The following is an 18,004-nucleotide window of genomic DNA, read 5'->3' on the forward strand; positions in this document are numbered from 1 at the left end:
CTGCAGCTCCTTGCCGGTCAGACCGAAGTTCAGATAGCGCTCAAGATAAAGCGCCGTCATGCCGGGATTGTCCGGGTTGTCAAACCAGAGCCGGGAGCGAAGCTGATCGGGTGTGCACCTTTTGGTTCTGTTAGTCATTTCTTGCTTCCTATTTTTTATACACGGCGTGAGTATCGCAAATTGCGGCATGATCCCGCGGGCCGAACGGAGATTGCCTTTTCAATACGTTGCGCGCCCGCCGGAGATGTCGAAGACGCCGCCAGTCGTGAAGGAACACTCCTCGCTGGCAAGCCAGCAGATCAAGGCGGTCACCTCCTCGACCTCGCCGAAGCGCCCCATCGGGATCTTTGACAGCATGTAGTCGATATGGGTCTGGCTCATCTGGTCGAAGATCGGAGTGCGGACCGCGGCCGGCGTTACGCAGTTCACCGTGATGCTGTTCTTGGCAAGCTCCTTGCCGAGGGATTTCGTCAGACCGATCACGGCAGCCTTCGAGGCGCTGTAGGCCGAGGCGTTCGGGTTGCCCTCCTTGCCAGCGACAGAGGCCACGTTGACGATGCGGCCATAGCCACCCTCGAGCATCGAAGGAACGACGGCGCGATTACAATCGAACAGACCGTTGAGGTTGACGTCCACGACCTTCCGCCAGGCGTCGATGGGATATTCCCAGGTCGTCGTGTTCGGACCTGTGATGCCTGCGCATGCCACCAGAACATCAATCCCGCCCAAGGCGGAAAGCGTTTCCTCCCGTGCGGCATGCACGTCCTCCGGATCCGTGATGTCGACGCGCACCGCCGTGATGCCGCTGCCGATTTTCTCACGCGCATCCGCAAGCGCACCAGGGCTCATATCCCAGATCGCGACCTGCGCTCCCTCGGATACGAGCCTCGTCGCGATGCCAAGGCCGATACCCGATGCGCCCCCGGTGACGATGGCACTGCGCCCTTCAAATCGCCTATTGCTGCTCATTACCTAGCCTTTTCTTCCATTGCGAGATCAATCGTGGTCGGGTTCCACTAAGGTTAGTGGCTTGTTTTTGCGCCTCAGAGATAATAAGGAGTACACTCCCGACGATCAGGCTGGCACCAACCAAGGTTTCCATCCGCACAACTTCGCTGAAGAAGACAGATCCAGCCACCACCGAGAAGATCAGGCGGAAGTAAGGGAATGGTGCCAAGGAAGAGGCTTCCGCGTACCGATATGCCTCCACCATAAGCCACATGGCGCTCGTACCAAGAAGTCCCATAGCCAGGAGAAGCACTAAATCGCGTCCCGCAAGGGACCTCCAGTCTAGTGCCGCCTGAGGCACTGCGGCCAGAAACACGATCACTCCAATATAGAACATGATCGTCTGCGTCCGCTCAGTCTGCGACAGCGAGCGCGTGATGACGAGCATCACCGCACCAAGGAGAGCGCTAGCGAGACCGTACAGGGCCCGACCGTCGATAGACTGAACGCCCCAGAGACGCACGGCGATGGCAATTCCAAAAAGGCCGAGGAGTGTCGCGCTGAGCCTGCGCGGAGTCAGGCGCTCACCCAGGCACAGTGTCGCCAGAATGACGACAAAGATCTGGCTGGAGAAGCTAAGCGTTGTGGCGAGTGCGAGATCAAGAGTCTGGAAGCTTGCATAATACAGCCACCATGACCCAGCAGAGAGGCCCGCGCGGATCAGGTGGACAGAAAGCCGTTTCGTGCGGAGAATGGGAAGCCCTCCGACGAATGCAATGCTCGCACTCACCAAAGCAAGCTGTCCGCCGGCTCGGAACAAAAGGATCTGCCCATTGCTGGCATGCCCTTCGAGAAGGCGAACGCAGATCACCTCCATGGTCGAGAGTAGGCTTGAGGCGACGAGCAATGCCGCGCCGACGGCAACACCTGACATATCCGGTTCTCGATCTAGAGGAGCCGCCGGCCCCGTGAACAACGGCGCTGGAGTCTTCCCCTATGCCAGCTCTGGTGTCACATAAAGCGTACGTCCTGACACCTTGATCTCGAGGTCAAGAAGATATTTCCGGACGCCTTCCTGATCGATTTTAATCCCGAGACCTGGAGCATCGGGGGCAGCAATTTCGCCGTTCTCGTCCCGCTGCAGAGCGTTGGCTGTGAATTCGCGGGCTATTGGCTTAGGTGCAAACGGAAACTCACAGATCGTGTGGTCTGCGAGACCAGCATAAGGCTGCAATGACGCACTCAAGGCCAGATGGGACGTGAACGTATGATTCACGAATGTGACATTACGGGCTGCGGCGTAGTCCGCGACCTTCTTGGCTGGTCCGATGCCGCCGATGCGGCCACAATCGATCTGAATGAACCCTACACCACCGTAGTCTATCAGATGTCGCGCCATGGAAACGTTGTGCGCCCCCTCCCCACCAGCGATCCTCACCTTGCCACTGCGGCGGGCGAGTGCACCATAGGCTTCAAGCGCGCTGGCATGGAAAGGCTCCTCCAGCCACGTGGCACCCGTCGCCTCCAGCGCAGGCAGTCTTGCCACCGCGGCTTCCACGTCCTCGCCCCAGATTTGTCCGACATCAACCAGGAGGATGCCATCGGGCCCCAATCCCTCGCGTGCCGCATGAAAGTGTTCTTCATCACTCTCAACCCGGCCGCGCCCGATTGGCCCCCAACCGAATTTGACTGCCCTGAAGCCGTCCTTCCGGGCCTTCACCGCGCCCTGGTACGTCTCATGTGGTGTATCGCCAAAAAGCTGGGACGCGTAAGGTGTCTTTTTGTGGGACGCGTCGTAACCAAGAAGCTTCCAGACAGGCTCACCCCTCGCCTTTCCGAGTAGATCCCACAACGCCATCTCCACGCCGGAGAACGTGTGCGCGGCCTGCAGCAGATCCATGCTGTTGTACTCGACCTCTGCCGCAATGAGCGCGATGTCGTCAGGAGAATCGATGTTCCGGCCCAGGACCGAGGCCCCGACGGGTTGACAGACCCCGTGGGACATGGGGCAGACGAAGCCCGCGATCGAAACAAGAGGCGAGGCCTCGCACTCGCCCCAGCCGGTATACCCGCCTGCTGTGACACGCACCAGCAGCGCATCCTGGCTGCCGTCGGCCTCCGTCGTGATCTCAGGCATCGCCAAGTAAAAGAAGTCGACCGATTCAATCTTCATAGTGGTAGCCATTAGCGGATGAGGGGTTGATGGATGCTAGCGCGCATAGATGCTGGATGTTGGGATGAACTCGACGATCTCGTCCAGCGGATACATCGGCCGGGCGCAGATTGTGTGTCCCAGGGTCTGCAGGTTCGCCGAAGTTGCGCCCGGCGCGTCGATATTGAAGTTCTTCTCGACCCAGCCGTCATACATGTGGTGCTCCGTGTGAGGCGACTTGACAACGATGAGGTCGAAATCCTGCGGATCAAGCCCGTTGGAATAGTACATGGCGCGATCAAACAGGCTGACGGTTCGGCTGAGCACGACCACTGTGAAGTTGTCGAAGGTCAGAACCGCCGTCGGGCCCGCGTCTAGGCCGGTTTTCATAGTCTCAAGCTGAGAGCGCCCATTTGACAGGGACTGGACCTCGGCGCGCACGGGCATTGGCTCGAAACGCTTCTTGTCATAGAAACCACCGAGGGTGACCTCAATCGTAGCTCCGACCCCCGCTTTTTGTGCCGCGGCAGCCGCCGGAGGGTCGACGATCTGCGCCAGGACGCGCTTCCTGTATCCTGCATCGCGCAGGGCTTTGAGGATGATATTGGAATCGCCGGTCGCTCCTGACGATGTGGCGTCCGCGGCATCGGTGAAGACGACAGGGCCATTGATCGTGCTCGCCTGGGCGATAGACCGGTCGAGGGGGATCAATTTGCCCTGCATCCGGAACCGCTGCTGCCAGAATTCCTGCGCCAGGCGTTCGGCCTCGCGGCGAGCAACGCTTTCATCGCCATCAGTCATCACCAGCACCTGGGTGCAGAGTTCCGGGACATCGGTGAAGGGATTTCCGATCATGATCCCGGCCGCCATCGCGGTACCGTCCCTCTCGATGCGCTGGCACTCACGGATAAGATCGCCATAGCAGCCGGTTCGGGTGATCAGTTCGTCTCCACGCACCAGAGCGGGAATGACCGCACGGGCAATCACGGGCCTCCTGCCGCCCTGGAGCAGTGTCAGAAGAAGCCGGGCAGCACGCTTGCCCGTGTCTGCGAAATCAACATGCGGATACGTGTGATAGATCGCCAGCCCGTCGATCTGGCGTAGCATCCTGTCGGTCAGAATACCGTGCAGATCGAGCGATATAACGATGGGTACGTCAGGTCCCACCATGCAGCGGATCTCGGACAGAAGATATCCCTCTGGATCAAGTTCGCCGTCGGCACCCATGGCTCCGTGTAGCGAGACATAGATGCCGTTCACATCGTCCATGCGTGCCTTGAGCCCGTCCAGGATTTCCGTCGAGAGCCTTTGCCAGCCATGCGCCGATAGCAAACCAGCGCTGCCCGCCCGCGCCCCGATAACCGGAACGAGAGAAATGTTAGGACTTTCCTCGAACACGGACAGGGCTCCGCCAATGGCCGTATTGAGCCCCCGCTGGGCATAAAGCTCTTCACCCCGTTCGATATGGAAATTCTCGTATTCGGATGGAAGCGGATTGAAGGAGGAGATCTCCTGCATGCACTCAACGACTAGAACTTTCGGCATCGTGTTTCCTCAGGCATTCAATTCAAAGACGGGGAGCGTGCCATCGGCGGCGCGGTGGCAGGCGACAAGGCGGTGATCAGACAAGGAGCCGAGCGGCGGATCGATGGTCCGGCAGCGTTCCTGCGAAAAGGGGCAGCGAGAAACGAAGCGGCAGCCCTGTGGTATGGCGAGCGCACTCGGCAGATCCCCACTCAGCTGGTGTCGGTGGCGGAGTTCATCTGGATGGGATCGGGGGATAGCCGAGAGAAGTGCCCGCGTATACGGATGGGCCGGGTTCGCAAACAGGGCGTCAGCCTTGGCAATCTCAACGATGCGTCCAAGGTACATCACCGCCACCCGGTCAGAGATATGGCGCACAACCGACAGATTGTGTGAAATAAACAGGTAGGTCAGGTTCAGTTCACGCTGCAAGTCTTGCAAGAGGTTGATGATCTGCGCCTGGACGGAGACGTCCAGGGCCGAGACCGCCTCGTCGCACACCACGAAACCTGGTCTCAGCGCAAGGGCACGGGCGATTCCAATGCGCTGGCGCTGGCCACCGGAGAATTCATGCGGATAACGCGCAGCCGCCGAATGCGGGAGGCGCACCAAATCCAACATTTCCCGGACAGAGCGCTGCCGCGTGGCGTAATCGCCGATGCCGTGGATCACGTAGGCTTCGGCAATCGCATCGCCAACTGTCATACGCGGATTGAGGGAGCCGTAGGGATCCTGAAAGATGATCTGCATTTCTCGTCGGCTGCGGCGCAGTTCCGCTTTGGACAGTTCCGTCAGGTCGCGTCCATTGAAGAAGACGGATCCAGTAGTGGGCTCGATCAGACGAAGGAGCAGGCGACCAGTGGTCGACTTGCCGCAACCAGATTCGCCGACGAGGCCGAGGGTTTCGCCTAAGCGCACGGCGAGGTCGACTCCGTCCACGGCCCGCGTCCCTGCGGAGTGCCCCTTGAAGATCCCGCTCCGACCACCAAAGACCTTGGTCAAGCCGCGCGCTTCAATGACTGTTTCGGACGTCATGCCAGAGCCTCTTCTTGTGGCTGCTCGAAGCCAAAGGGTTGTAGACATGCCGCGGCCTGGCTGGGCCCGACAATGCCTAATCGGGGCGGCTCCTGCTCGCAGATGTCGCGCCGGAACGTGCAGCGCGGCGCATAACGACATCCTTTAGGCATGGTGCCAACGGATGGCACTGCTCCTTCTATGGTCACGAGCCGTCCACGCGGCCCTTTGGTCTGCGGGATCGAAGCTAACAGGGCGCGCGTGTAAGGGTGCTGCGGGCTGTCGAAGATCTTCCGGACGGAAGCAAGTTCCGCAACACGCCCGGCATACAGAACCAAAACCCGGTCCGCGATTTCTGCGATGACGCCAAGGTCGTGCGTGATGAAGAGCAGGGATAATCCCCTCTCTCTCTGCAGCTTGCGCAGAAGGTCGAGAATCTGCGCCTGAACAGTTACATCGAGCGCGGTTGTTGGCTCGTCCGCGATGAGAACCTTTGGGTCCGCCGCAAGCGCGATGGCAATCATAACCCGCTGGCGCATGCCGCCCGACAATTCGTGCGGATAGGCTCTAACGCGTTGCTCAGGAGAGGGAATCTCGACCTGCATAAAGAGATTAATTGTCTCCTGCCGGGCCTTCTCGGCAGGAACGCCTCTGCGGCGCAGAACCTCCGCGACCTGATCTCCGACCCGCATGACGGGGTTGAGCGCAGTCATAGGTTCCTGGAAGATCATGGCGAGGTCTCGTCCGCGCTTTTCCCGCCAATGCTCGGGCGGCGAGCCGGTCAGATCCTCACCATTGAGGATGATATACCCGGCGGTTCGCCGGATCACCTTTGGGAGGAGGCCCATCACGGAAAGAGCGAGCATACTCTTTCCGCTCCCGGACTCGCCCACCACGCCAAGTACTTCGCCTGGTTGCAGGGAGAAGGATACATCTTCGAGGACCGTGGCCTTGCTATTAGCCAGAGTCGTCGTGAGACCTTTGATTTCGAGAATGGGACGGGTCATCTTCGTCACCTCAGGTCCTCATCCGTGGGTCGAGGACATCGCGCAGCCCGTCACCGAGTAGGTTCAGTCCTAGAACGGATATGATGATGGCTAGGCCAGGAAATATTGTGATCCAGGGTGCTTCCGCGATAAAGTCTCGCCCCTGCGCGATGATGCTGCCAAACGATGGTGCCGGCGGCGGCGGGCCGACCCCGATGAACGACAGGGCTGCTTCTGCCAAAATAGCTGTCGCAAACACATAGGTTAGACGCACGATCAGCGGGCCAAGAGCATTGGGTAGCACGTGCCGGAAAAGAAGCCTCGTTTCCGAGGCGCCGAGCGCCCGCGCAGCCAGGACGAACTCCTGTTCGCGCACGACGAGTACCGATGCGCGCACGATGCGAGCCGTATGCGGCGTGGTCGCGATGGCCAGAGCGATGATGACATTCGTCACTGACGCGCCGAGAACGGCGGCGACGGCGATCGCGAGTAGGATCGCCGGAAATGCCATCAGGGCGTCCATCAGGCGCATCACGGGGTTGTCCAGCGGCCGGAAGAATCCCGCCGTCGCCCCTATAAGCGTTCCCGCAATACCAGTCAGGAGCGCCGTGAGAATGCCAATTGTGAGGGAGATCCGCGCACCGAAGATCACGCGCGAGAGGATATCTCGGCCGAAATGGTCCGTGCCGAACCAGTAGCGCCCATCCGGGGCAAGAAGCCGTGTCCGAAAACTGTTGCGCAGCGGATCGAAGGGAGCCAGCGCGTCGGCAAAAAGGGCCATCAGGGCTATGGCAAGCACCAGCCCAGCGCCGATCAAAAAAGAACGATTGTGCAGGAGCCGCGTCGCGGCGTGCCAAGTGGGACTTTGGCTGGATGCTTCCAAGCCGGATACGACAGCACTCATTCCAAACGAACTCGCGGATCAACAAAGGCATAGAGGATGTCAACGACAAGGTTTACGGCGAGGTAGATCACGGCCAGAAACAGCAGACCGCCCTGGATAACCGGGTAGTCTCGCGACAGAATGCCTCCGATGATGAGCCGCCCTACCCCCGGAATGGAGAAGACCTGCTCAATGATTACGGCACCACCGAGAAGAGCCCCCGCGACGATCCCCGCTACTGTGAGAACAGGAACAAGCGCGTTCGGGAGGCCATGGCGCAGCATGATATCCATGCGCTTCAATCCCTTGGCGTCGGCCGTCCGGATGAAGTCCTGGTTCAAGATTTCCAGCATTGATGCGCGGGTCATGCGTGCGATGAAGCCAACCTGAATGACCGCCAACGTCATGGCTGGCATGAAGATGCTGCCCAGCCAGCCGAGAGGATCCTCGCCGAGTGGAACGTACCCGCCGGTCGGGAAGAAGCCGAGTTTCACAGCAAACAGCAGGATCAACATGATCCCGAGCCAGAAATCTGGAACCGATAACCCGAACAGGGCAACCGTCATGACGACCTGATCCGGCCAGCGGTTGTGGTTGACCGCAGCCACGATACCCGCCGAGATGCCGGCTAAGAGAGCAAGCGCGAGCGCGATGCTAGCAAGCGAGAGCGTTACCGGCAGGCGTTCAAGGATGGCTGCCGTGACGCTGCGGTTGAGAAGAATGGAATGCCCAAGATCACCTTGCAGGATGCGCCCATACCATTCGAGCATCTGGATGAAAATAGGCTGGTCGAGGCCAAGTTCGCGGCGCAGCCGTTCCACCTGCTCCGGTGTGGCGCTGGTATCAAGAAAAGCCGCAGTTGGATCGCCCGGCACGAGCCAGATAATCGAGAATGACATCAGCGACACGAGCACGAGGACGACAAATGCGCCAGCAAGCCGTTTAGTCAGAAACCTCGCCATCACCCCTCCTTTCGGGGCGGGTAGAGGCATTCCCTACCCGCCTGGCATCTTCAGTTCTGCGCCAGCCACACTCCCCACATGCGTGGGATCCGGGAGGGCTCGAAGTTTTTCAGTTTCGCGCTTGACACCTGGAAGAGGCCGTAGTTGCCAGCCTTCATTGCGACGGCGTTGTCGTACATGTGCTTCTGGAAATCTGCGAAAATCTGTTTACGCTTTCCTTCGTCCATGGTTGTCGTCAGGGCGGCGTAGAACTCGTCGATTTTCCCGTCCTTCTTCTGCTGCGAGGTGCCGTTGACCCAAGGGGCCATCACCGAGGCAGGTCCCTCGTAGGGTTCAATTCCGTAACCGTGCGCCCAGAAGTTCCAGCCCGTTGGTGTGAAGCCGAGCTTTGAAACGGTTGGCCAGTCCGCAACCGAGAGTTCGATGTTGATCCCAATATCCTTCAGCCGCTGCTGCACTACCGTAGCCGTATCCGTGTTGGCGCGCAGATTATCGACGATAAAGGTGAGCTTCTCGCCCTTGTAGCCCGACTTCGCGAGCAGGGCCTTCGCAGCTTCCGGATCGGCTTGGTTGTACTTCTCCGTATTGGATTTCGTGTAGAAGGCAGCGCCCGGGTAGAGCCATGCGCCATCCATCTGATAGATATCAGGATAGGAGATCGCCATGACCTCTTCCATGTCGAGGGCGGCCTGTACAGCGAGACGGAAGTTCACGTCGCTTGCGGGTGGTTGAGCATGGTTGAACTTGATCACTTGGAAGGCGAAGGGAAGGACCTTGTAAACGGCGTACTTCTTGTCGCTCTGTAGACGTTTCGCAGTCGGCCCATCGACAGTTTCCAGGAAATGCACCTCACCCGCCTCCAGTGCAGCATTGCGAGCGCCGGCTTCGGGCATAAACCGGAAGGTTACAGAGTCGAGAAAGACCTCTTTCTTACCGGCCAGACCGTCACGGCCTTTGGCGTTAGGGTTCGTCACGTATCCGTCGAAACGTTCGATCTTCACGTGACTGTCGGGCTTGTACTCGACGAACCGGTATGGACCCGTGCCGATGTAGTTGATCTGGTTCGCTGGCTTGGCAGCCTCCTCGGCTGGATAGATCGCTATCGGCGCACGCGGCGAGGATAGGTTGTCGAGGAAAGTGGACTGGATTTCCTTCAGCGTGATCGTTACCTCCCGCGGACCGGTCGCGCGGACCGTGTCGACCGCGTTCAGCAGAGGGGCAGAGGCGCCGATCTTGCGGTACCGTTCAAGCGATGCGACGACATCGTTCGCGTCGAGCTCCTTGCCATTGTGGAACTTTACTCCCTGGCGGATCGGGAAGACGTAGGTTTTTCCGTCGTCGGAGATTTTCACGCCCTCCGCCAGTTCGGGAACGGGCTTTGCATTCTCGTTGCGCGCAAAGAGCGTTTCGTAAAGATGTAGCGTGACGTTTCTCGCCGCCTGCGCCGTGGTCACATGAGCATCGAGGGATGGGGGAGCCTGGACGATGCCAACGACAACATCGCCCCCTTTGGTTTGAGCAAAAGCTGCTCCAGGGACCGTCAACAGCATGGCCGCACCCAACACGGCTATGCCAAAGCCTTTGTAGTGATTCATCTCGTCCTCCGTTGTCTTGGCCTAAGGCCGTATACCCTCTTGCAAGACTCCGGGCGTCGAACCCTCGCCTTGTTCTGTTCTGTAATTTCCGCCGGCCGCGCGTCTTTCGGGCTGATACCGTTCATATCTGGCTTCAGCGCGGCTAACCCTCATGCAGCTGCGAGCGCATCGTCGTAGTCGTTCATCACCACGGCGACGACATCGCCGCGCTGCACGCGGCCCGGTCCCGATGCCATCCAGAGCACGCCCGATCGACGGTAGCGGATCTCGGTCGGTGCGTGGTTGATGTCCTCGACGAAATGGAGGTAGCCTGCGATATCGTTCTCTTCGACGGCCGCTCCCGCCAGATGCCGCGGCTCGAAGACGCCGCCGGCAGGGGCGAAGAGATAGCAATCCTGATCACGCACCATCATGTGGCGCGTTCCGGGCGACCCGTCACGTTGGGACGTGTCCGGTCTGCCCTCCATGACGCCAAGGTGCTTGAGGACGTTGGTCAGGCCCCGCTTGCCGATGCGCACGCCTTCGACGTTGACGCGGCCCCACCCGCCGAGCTCCGTTCCAAGTGACAGGATGCCACGGCGCTCGACGGAGGAGGTCAAGGTTGCTCCCTCGTCGACACCCCAGAACACGACGTTGAACGGCGCCCCGAAGGCTGCTGCTGCATCCATGGTGCGCTTACGCATCTGTGGATCAGGCAGATAATGCATATTGGTCGAAAGGGCCGACTCCATGGAATGCCCGGCGGTGTGGACGTCTACTGAGACGTCCACCAGCGGCAGCACGACCGTGTCAATGAAGTGGGCCAGCATCTCCGAGAACGTGCCGCGGGGATTCCCCGGGAAGCAGCGGTTCAGGTCGCGATGGTCGACAGGCGACAGGCGCGTATCGTTCAAGACGGCCGGCACATTGACCGCAGGAAGCATGATGACACGTCCCTGAATGGCCATGGGGTCCAGCGTGCGGGCGAGGTCCGAGACCGTGATCTGCCCCTCGTATTCATCCCCGTGGACGCCGCCGGTCAGCAATACCGTCGGTCCGGAGCCGTTCTTCACGCAAACGATGGGGATCTCCACCGTGCCCCACCCCGACATGTTGCGAGATAGAGGCGCCCGCAGATAGCCGGCCTGACGCCCGGCCCTGTCGAAATCCACCCCATACTGAATTCGACTTTTGGACTCGTCACCGGCCATTGTCTCATTCCCCATGCGATCTTGTTTTGCTGATCGTATGTTGGTATACGATTCTACGACATGTCAATGGCCATCCTGATCCGGGCGCGACTCCTTGAGGCAGGAGCAGACGGGATCGGCGGCCAGCTGGTCCAGTGCGTTCGGTAGCGGCTCTCGGACCAGCCAGAAATCTTGAGTGACTGAGTGATGACAAGGACGAAAACCAGTTTAAGAGAAGCGCCGAGTCAGCAACGCGCTGAAGCCGCACCACAGAACGGGTGGCGACCATTGAAACCCCGGACGCTGGTCGACATGGTCATCGATGAGATTGTTGCGGCAGCTGCATCGAGCCGTATTCTTCCCGGAGATAGGATCGTCGAAGCCGAGCTCGCACAGGGTCTCGGCATCAGCCGGGTCCCCGTGCGGGAGGCGCTGCGGATCCTCGAGAGCCAGGGTCTTGTCGTCAACGAGCCTTATAAGGGTATCCGCCTGCGCACAGTTACGCAGGAGCGGATCGACCACCTGATCGAAGCGCGGGTCGCCCTGGAAACGGCTGCTGCGACGCGGGCCATCATGGCCGGACGCAACGGCAAGCAGGAGGTGCAGCTCCTGCATCACCACATTGACGAACTCGAGCTGATGGGAGCGCGTGGAGATGCCTACGGGCTTGCAAACGCTGATACCGCCTTTCATCGGGCATTGTGCCAGTTCAGTGGGAACGAGGTGATCTGCGATCTCTGGGAGATGCTGTCCCGGCAGCTCACCATTATTGTCGGTCTATCAACCCTCGGGAAGAATATGGCCGATATCGTCCAAGAGCACCGAGCGCTTGTGCGCGTTTTCGAGACCGGTGACCTGAAGGCGATGACCAAGGCTCTCGACGACCACATCAACATTCAAACCCACGCTGTCGATTTCATTGGCCTCATTGCCCGACGCCGGGCTGAGCGGGAGTCGGTCGACAACACCTGATCCCTCTTCCGGCTTTTTCCCTCACCCTCCAAAATAAGGTACCCCACATGGCAGATTCAGCGACCGGCCACACCCGACACGCGGCGGCAATTCCGCCGATCAGGATACGGTCGATCGAGGCAGCTCCCCTCTTCGGAGAGAGTCCAAAAGGCGGATGGTCAGCGGAGATCAAGCCGGAGGACTCGATCCATGCCATTATTGCCGTGCATACAGATGCAGGCATCACGGGCTTCGGCAGTGCATTCACCGACGGTCGCCTCGTCCAAGCCGGACTGAAAGTTCTCGAGCCCCTATATGCCGGAGAAAATGCGCTTGAACCCGAGCGCGTCACCGAGAAACTGCACCAGAACACTTTCTGGATGGGTAGAGGTGGAACGCTCACCCATGCCATCAGCGGCATTGACATCGCGCTCTGGGATATTTTGGGCAAGGCCACTGGAATGCCGGTCGGACGCTTGCTTGGTGGTACCTATCGGCGCCGGGTTCAGCCTTACTGCTCTCTTCTCATGGAGGAGCCAGCCCGGATGGGCGATGTCATCGCCGAATACCGCGAAAAGGGCTTCCGCGCGTTCAAGATCGGCTGGGGACCGTTTGGGCGGGCGCTGGACACGAAGCTTGATGAAGCCATCGTTCGGGCCGCACGCGAAGCGGCCGGACACGACAACAAGCTGCTCGTGGATGCGGGCGCGAGTGACGCATACTGGCCGCATGGGCTCAAGTGGGCCATACGGACTGCCGAGATGCTGAAAGACTACAATGTTGGCTGGTTCGAAGAGGCGCTCAAGCCTGATGCGCTCGATGACTTCTGTCACCTCCGGCGGGTCAGCCCGGTTCCGATCGCCGGAGGCGAAGTTCTCACCCGACGCCAAGCCTTCATTCCATGGCTGACCCGGGGTGCCTTCGACATCGTTCAGCCGGATGTCACCAAGGTCGGCGGCATCAGCGAACAGCGGCGGATCGCCTGGATGGCGGCCGAATTCGGCGTCAAATATATCGGCCACGGCTGGAATACCGCGCTTGGCGTCGCCGCCGATCTACAGATTGCATCGGCCTTCCCGGATGCGGACCTCGTGGAATTCATCGGCGGAAGCCCTTATGTCGATGGCATTCTCGTGAAGCCCTTCGAGCTCGATGGCGAAGGCTATCTGTCCATTCCTGAACGGCCTGGCCTAGGTGTGGAGATCGACCGTGACAAGATCCGAAAGTTCGTTCCGGATCCGTCGCCGCTGTTTCTCTGAATATGCAGAGAACGATTCTAAGACAAAGGAAGCTATTTCGAAAGGGTTAGGCCGGATGTCCTGAATGCGAACAAGTCCTGGCGTCTCGCCATTAGGCGCCATTTCGATTTGAATGTTCCGCTGAAGGGCACAACAGCCATATATCAATACAAGAAGCCGGAAAACGGCCGTTCGAAGAACCTCGGAGGAACTAGACTATGTTGAGAACAGCCATCGGGCTCGCCTTGAGCCTCTTCATCACAACTGCAAGTGCGGAGGAATTTCAGCATGAAGCATCGCCGCTATTCGACGCTTGTGGCGACGGCTCATACCAGAAGGCCGTCAAGGACGGCATAACTCTGGGCATCTCGCCCTCCCCTCCCTATACCTCTCTTGATCCCACGACAGGCAAAGCAAGCGGCCTTGATGTTGAGATCAATGAGGCCGCCCTTAAATGGATGGGGGTCACGAAGATCCGATATGAGGTTGCACCTTTCGGGCAACTCATTCCTGCTATGCTGGCGAAACGGATCGACGCGGTATCGTCCAACATCCACATCACGCCGGATCGGCTGAAGGTCGTTTCGTTCACTGGACCGGCGTGGTGGTACGGGCCAGCCATTGTCACTCAGAAAGGGAATCCCGAGAATGTGACCTCTTTCGACATGCTGAAAGGCAAGAAGATCGGCGCTATCGCTGGTTCAGCTGCCGACGAGTACTTGCGGAAAATCGGCGCGGATGTCGTTGCTTTCCAGACGGATGCCGAAGAGTTCTCCGCGATCTCAACCGGGCGCGTTCCCGCTATTGTCGAGGACGATGTCAAGGTTTTGGAATTCCTTAAGGCCAACGAGTCAGCGCCGATCGAAATCGTCAACAACGTCAAGGTTCCGGACGAACTGATCTTCAAATATGGCTACGGTTACGCACGCTACGCCCTCCGGAAGGAGGACTGCACTCTGCGTGCGGCGTTCACGCAAGGACTCGCCGAAGTTCGCGGCAACGGCACGGTTTCAGCCATTCTCAAGAAATATGGCTTGTCTAACCGCAATCTGTTCTTCTTCCCGCTCTGACCCAGCATAGGTCTGCCTGCCCCTCTGGGGCAGGCAGGATCGAGAAGCCAGTATGGACCTTCTGAATCTTTCGGTTGTTCGGGACTATGGCGACGTCCTTCTCAAGGGACTGCTGACCACGGTCCTTCTTACCCTTATCGTAATCATCCTAGCCGGGATCCTCGGTATTCCGGTTGCCCTCGCGAGATTGGCACGAACGCGCTGGATTCGACTACCAGCCGATCTCTATGTGGAGTTCATCCGGGGAACGCCACTGATCCTTCAGCTCCTCTACATTTATTACGTTCTCCCGAGCGTCGGGATTCGCCTTGAACCATTTACAGCCGCAGTCATCGGCCTAACCGCAAACTACACCGCATACATGAGTGAGGTCTATCGCAGCGGGATCCAAGCCGTCCCACGTGGTCAGATTGAAGCTGCGAGATCTCTCGCTTTGTCTCCGCTCCTCGCGTTTAGACTGGTCGTTCTACCGCAGGCTTTTAGGATAGTGTTGCCGGCACTGGGAAACTATCTAGTTGCGCTCTTCAAAGATACCGCGCTTGCATCAGTTGTCACTGTTCAAGAACTTATGTTTACAGGACAAATCATATCAGCAAGGAGCTATCAGTACTTCACCATCTATACGGTTACAGGAATCCTTTATTTTTCAGTTAGTTATCCGGCAGCGTTGTTTGTTCGAAGACTTGAGGAGCGAGCACGTGCTGGTTGGGGTCCATCCTCTTCTCAGATTGCAGCATCCTCATCCACTCTTCCGAAGGTTCGGGACCAGCCAACTTGATAGGATTAGAGGCTAGATTGGAATGTATATTCGAGGTCCACACGATCGATTTGGACGCTGTTGAGGCGTTCATCCAGCCGGCTCATCTGGTGATCGCCCACAACGCCCGCTTCGACCGGCCCTTCTTTGAACGCTTGGCCCGTGGCTTTTCGCTAAAGGCTTGGGCCTGCTCTCATGCGGAGGTGTCCTGGGCGGATTTCGGCTTTGAAGGCTCGAAGCTCGGCTACCTGCCGTCCCAATGCGGCTGGTTCCATCAAGGCCATCGGGCCGTCGAGGACTGCCACGCCCTTCTAGAGGTGCTAGCAGCTCCCCTCCCCGGCGATGCGGGTTGCGCTGTGTCCCATCTTGTGGCGTCAGCGCGCAAAGCCCTGCTGCGGGTCTGGGCGGAAGGCTCTCCCTTTGACATGAAGGATGAACTCAAGAAGCGCGGCTATCGATGGAGCGACGGCAAAGACGGTCGTCCGAAGTCATGGTTCATCGAGATCGGCGAGGATATCTACGAGGCGGAGCTGAAGTTCCTGAGACAAGAGACCTACCGCTGGGACGTGGAGCCGTTCACCCGGCGGATCACGGCCTTCGAGAGATTTCGGGCGCCATCGTAGCCCCTTCATGATGTCACGAAGTGTTCGTAGTGCGCGTTCCTGCCCCCCACAGGTTCGCCCGAACGCGGCGTAGCCTTTAGAAGTGGGTTCAAGTGGAAGGTTCGTCGCTCGATCGAGAAGCGTTGTCCGGTCTCGATGTGAAGATCCTCAGGGAGATCATCAAGTTCCGTAAGCAGGATCAAGATGGACGCAGCAAGCACGATAGCCTGCTCGACGTCTACATGCGTGCCATGGACGAGGCAGGCGCAGCCCGTGTGGCTGAAGCGGCTTGAGTACACTTTAAGGATTTCGAGTAACGAGAAGGCCGCCCACCAAGGGGCGGCCTTTATTTCTGAGGGAATGGAGAGCCGTCCGACCCGCAGGGTGTCTATGGTTCCGTGACGAGAGATCCTTAGGCTGCATCCTCTGATGCACTCACATCATCGTTGCCCTGTAGCTCCGCGATCAGGAGACCGGCATTCTGGCGGATCTTGCCTTCGATCTCGGCCGCAATCTCTGGATTCTCCTTGAGGAAGGTCTTGGCGTTCTCTCGGCCTTGGCCGAGCCGATGGCTGTCGTAGGAGAACCAGGCGCCGGACTTCTCGACCACGTTGGCCTTCACGCCGAGATCGATCAGCTCACCCATCTTCGAGATGCCTTCACCGAACATGATGTCGAACTCGACCTGCTTGAAAGGCGGAGCGACCTTGTTCTTAACCACCTTCACGCGAACCTGGTTGCCGATCGGCTCATCCCGGTCCTTCAAGGTTGAGGTCCGGCGGATGTCGAGACGGACAGAGGCGTAGAACTTCAAGGCGTTGCCGCCTGTGGTCGTCTCAGGACTTCCGTACATGACTCCGATCTTCATGCGGATCTGGTTGATGAAGATCACCATCGTCTTGGTGCGGCTGATCGAGCCGGTGAGCTTGCGTAGGGCCTGGCTCATCAGGCGGGCCTGAAGACCGGGCCGGCTCTCGCCCATCTCGCCCTCGATCTCAGCCTTCGGGGTCAGCGCCGCCACCGAGTCAATGACGAGAATATCCACCGAGCTTGAGCGGACAAGCGTGTCGGCGATCTCGAGCGCCTGCTCGCCATTGTCCGGCTGAGACACGAGGAGATCGTCTAGGCTGACCCCGAGCTTGCGGGCATAAACTGGATCCAATGCATGCTCGGCATCGATGAAGCCGCAGACGCCGCCCTTCTTCTGAGCCTCGGCGATGGCCTGGAGCGCAAGCGTTGTCTTGCCCGACGACTCCGGCCCATAAACCTCAATGATCCGACCGCGCGGCAGACCGCCGACGCCAAGAGCGATGTCGAGCCCCAGCGATCCGGTGGAGACCGTCTCGACTTCGACAACCTGATCGCCGCCGAGGCGCATGATGGCGCCTTTACCAAAGGCCCGTTCAATCTGACTGACGGCAGTCTCGATCGCTTTTGTCTTATCCGTGTTCATCCCGAATCCAGTGCTAAACAGAAGAGCCAGACCCTAAGGATTTGTGTGGCGGAATAAAGAACAAATGACGAACAGATTGTCGCGCCTTTGCGGGGAGATGGCAAGCTGAGCCATTGCGAACAAAACGGGAATAGGAGTCTATAGCGGGTAAATGAGGAATGATTCGATTGTGTCCGTGCACCCTGCCTATCTGGACCAACTCAACTCGCGACAGCGTCAGGCGGTGGAGCACGGTGTTCTGGCCGATGGCTCAAACCCGGCTGCGCCGCTGCTGGTCATTGCCGGGGCTGGATCAGGCGAGACCAACACCCTGGCCCATCGCGTGGCCCATCTGATTGTCAATGGAGCCGATCCACGTCGCATCCTGCTCTTGACCTTCTCCCGCCGGGCCGCGGCCGAGATGGCGCGCCGGGTGGAGCGGATCGCGGGTCAAGTTCTGGGCCAGAACCCAGGCGTGATGACCGATGCTCTCACCTGGGCCGGTACGTTCCACGGCATCGGCGCCAGGCTCCTGCGCGACTTCCCCGGCAGAGTAGTGGGTGCCAAGGCCCGGCATTGGTCGGGCCTTTTGTCTTTGACCATACCGGAAACCATTCAGATGCCTTCGTAATGGCCTGCTCAACTTGCGAACGCGTGATCCCGGACCACTTGAGTGTGTGCCCTTATTGCGGCCGTCCACAGGACCCGATCACTCAGAATA

Annotated in this window: 17 protein-coding genes and 1 pseudogene; 7 read left to right on the forward strand and 11 right to left on the reverse strand. The window is 59.2% G+C overall.

Annotated features, from left to right (window positions below; all coding sequences use genetic code 11):
- Positions 1-219: 219 nt before the first annotated feature.
- The 10 genes from E4K09_RS02855 to E4K09_RS02900 form a co-directional block, all read right to left on the reverse strand.
- The gene (locus tag E4K09_RS02855; protein ID WP_134495047.1) at positions 220-969 is read right to left on the reverse strand and encodes an SDR family NAD(P)-dependent oxidoreductase; all 750 of its coding nucleotides are present in this window, start codon (positions 967-969) and stop codon (positions 220-222) included.
- The gene (locus E4K09_RS02860) at positions 956-1,882 is read right to left on the reverse strand and encodes a DMT family transporter (RefSeq protein WP_134495049.1); all 927 of its coding nucleotides are present in this window, start codon (positions 1,880-1,882) and stop codon (positions 956-958) included. Before E4K09_RS02860 ends, E4K09_RS02855 begins: the two co-directional genes overlap by 14 nt.
- Before the next feature lie 60 nt (positions 1,883-1,942).
- Complete coding sequence (locus E4K09_RS02865; RefSeq protein WP_134495051.1) at positions 1,943-3,121, reverse strand: mandelate racemase/muconate lactonizing enzyme family protein; 1,179 nt, start codon at positions 3,119-3,121, stop codon at positions 1,943-1,945.
- Positions 3,122-3,157: 36 nt separating this feature from the next.
- A complete protein-coding gene (locus E4K09_RS02870; protein ID WP_134495053.1) occupies positions 3,158-4,645 on the reverse strand; it encodes a M81 family metallopeptidase in 1,488 nt (495 codons plus the stop codon).
- 9 nt (positions 4,646-4,654) lie between these two features.
- On the reverse strand, positions 4,655-5,659 hold the full coding sequence (locus tag E4K09_RS02875; protein ID WP_134495055.1) for an ABC transporter ATP-binding protein: 1,005 nt from the start codon (positions 5,657-5,659) through the stop codon (positions 4,655-4,657).
- On the reverse strand, positions 5,656-6,645 hold the full coding sequence (locus tag E4K09_RS02880; protein WP_134495057.1) for an ABC transporter ATP-binding protein: 990 nt from the start codon (positions 6,643-6,645) through the stop codon (positions 5,656-5,658). Before E4K09_RS02880 ends, E4K09_RS02875 begins: the two co-directional genes overlap by 4 nt.
- Positions 6,646-6,655: 10 nt before the next feature.
- Positions 6,656-7,528: an ABC transporter permease gene (locus tag E4K09_RS02885; RefSeq protein ID WP_134495059.1), complete on the reverse strand. Its 873-nt coding sequence runs from the start codon at positions 7,526-7,528 to the stop codon at positions 6,656-6,658.
- A complete protein-coding gene (locus tag E4K09_RS02890) occupies positions 7,525-8,469 on the reverse strand; it encodes an ABC transporter permease (RefSeq protein WP_134495061.1) in 945 nt (314 codons plus the stop codon). Before E4K09_RS02890 ends, E4K09_RS02885 begins: the two co-directional genes overlap by 4 nt.
- Before the next feature lie 50 nt (positions 8,470-8,519).
- Entirely contained in the window at positions 8,520-10,064 is a 1,545-nt protein-coding gene (locus E4K09_RS02895) for an ABC transporter substrate-binding protein (protein ID WP_134495063.1), read from the reverse strand.
- Between the two features lie 149 nt (positions 10,065-10,213).
- Positions 10,214-11,254, reverse strand: a complete 1,041-nt coding sequence (locus E4K09_RS02900) for a succinylglutamate desuccinylase/aspartoacylase family protein (RefSeq protein ID WP_134495065.1) — start codon at positions 11,252-11,254, stop codon at positions 10,214-10,216.
- 267 nt (positions 11,255-11,521) lie between these two features.
- Between E4K09_RS02900 and E4K09_RS02905 the strand changes: the two genes are divergently transcribed.
- The 6 genes from E4K09_RS02905 to E4K09_RS02930 all read left to right on the forward strand — a co-directional run bounded on the left by E4K09_RS02905 (position 11,522) and on the right by E4K09_RS02930 (position 16,144).
- Complete coding sequence (locus tag E4K09_RS02905; RefSeq protein WP_244610333.1) at positions 11,522-12,205, forward strand: GntR family transcriptional regulator; 684 nt, start codon at positions 11,522-11,524, stop codon at positions 12,203-12,205.
- 47 nt (positions 12,206-12,252) lie between these two features.
- The gene (locus tag E4K09_RS02910; RefSeq protein ID WP_134495069.1) at positions 12,253-13,443 is read left to right on the forward strand and encodes a mandelate racemase/muconate lactonizing enzyme family protein; all 1,191 of its coding nucleotides are present in this window, start codon (positions 12,253-12,255) and stop codon (positions 13,441-13,443) included.
- A gap of 197 nt (positions 13,444-13,640) precedes the next feature.
- Entirely contained in the window at positions 13,641-14,492 is an 852-nt protein-coding gene (locus tag E4K09_RS02915; RefSeq protein WP_134495071.1) for a substrate-binding periplasmic protein, read from the forward strand.
- A 52-nt stretch (positions 14,493-14,544) separates the two neighbouring features.
- Positions 14,545-15,270: an amino acid ABC transporter permease gene (locus E4K09_RS02920; protein ID WP_134495073.1), complete on the forward strand. Its 726-nt coding sequence runs from the start codon at positions 14,545-14,547 to the stop codon at positions 15,268-15,270.
- 17 nt (positions 15,271-15,287) lie between these two features.
- Complete coding sequence (locus tag E4K09_RS02925; RefSeq protein ID WP_244610334.1) at positions 15,288-15,872, forward strand: 3'-5' exonuclease; 585 nt, start codon at positions 15,288-15,290, stop codon at positions 15,870-15,872.
- Positions 15,873-15,994: 122 nt separating this feature from the next.
- Positions 15,995-16,144 carry a GapR family DNA-binding domain-containing protein gene (locus tag E4K09_RS02930; protein WP_425293807.1) on the forward strand — a complete coding sequence of 50 codons (150 nt, stop codon included), beginning with the start codon at positions 15,995-15,997 and terminating at the stop codon, positions 16,142-16,144.
- Between the two features lie 119 nt (positions 16,145-16,263).
- Here the strand turns inward: E4K09_RS02930 and recA are convergent, their stop codons facing one another.
- A complete protein-coding gene (gene recA / locus E4K09_RS02935) occupies positions 16,264-17,304 on the reverse strand; it encodes a recombinase RecA (protein ID WP_134495077.1) in 1,041 nt (346 codons plus the stop codon).
- A 151-nt stretch (positions 17,305-17,455) separates the two neighbouring features.
- Here recA and E4K09_RS02940 point away from each other — a divergent pair.
- Positions 17,456-17,839 (forward strand): annotated as a pseudogene (locus tag E4K09_RS02940) (UvrD-helicase domain-containing protein); the annotation flags it as partial.
- Positions 17,840-18,004 lie beyond the last annotated feature (165 nt).

Source organism: Microvirga pakistanensis, assembly GCF_004458765.1.
Lineage (GTDB): Bacteria > Pseudomonadota > Alphaproteobacteria > Rhizobiales > Beijerinckiaceae > Microvirga > Microvirga pakistanensis.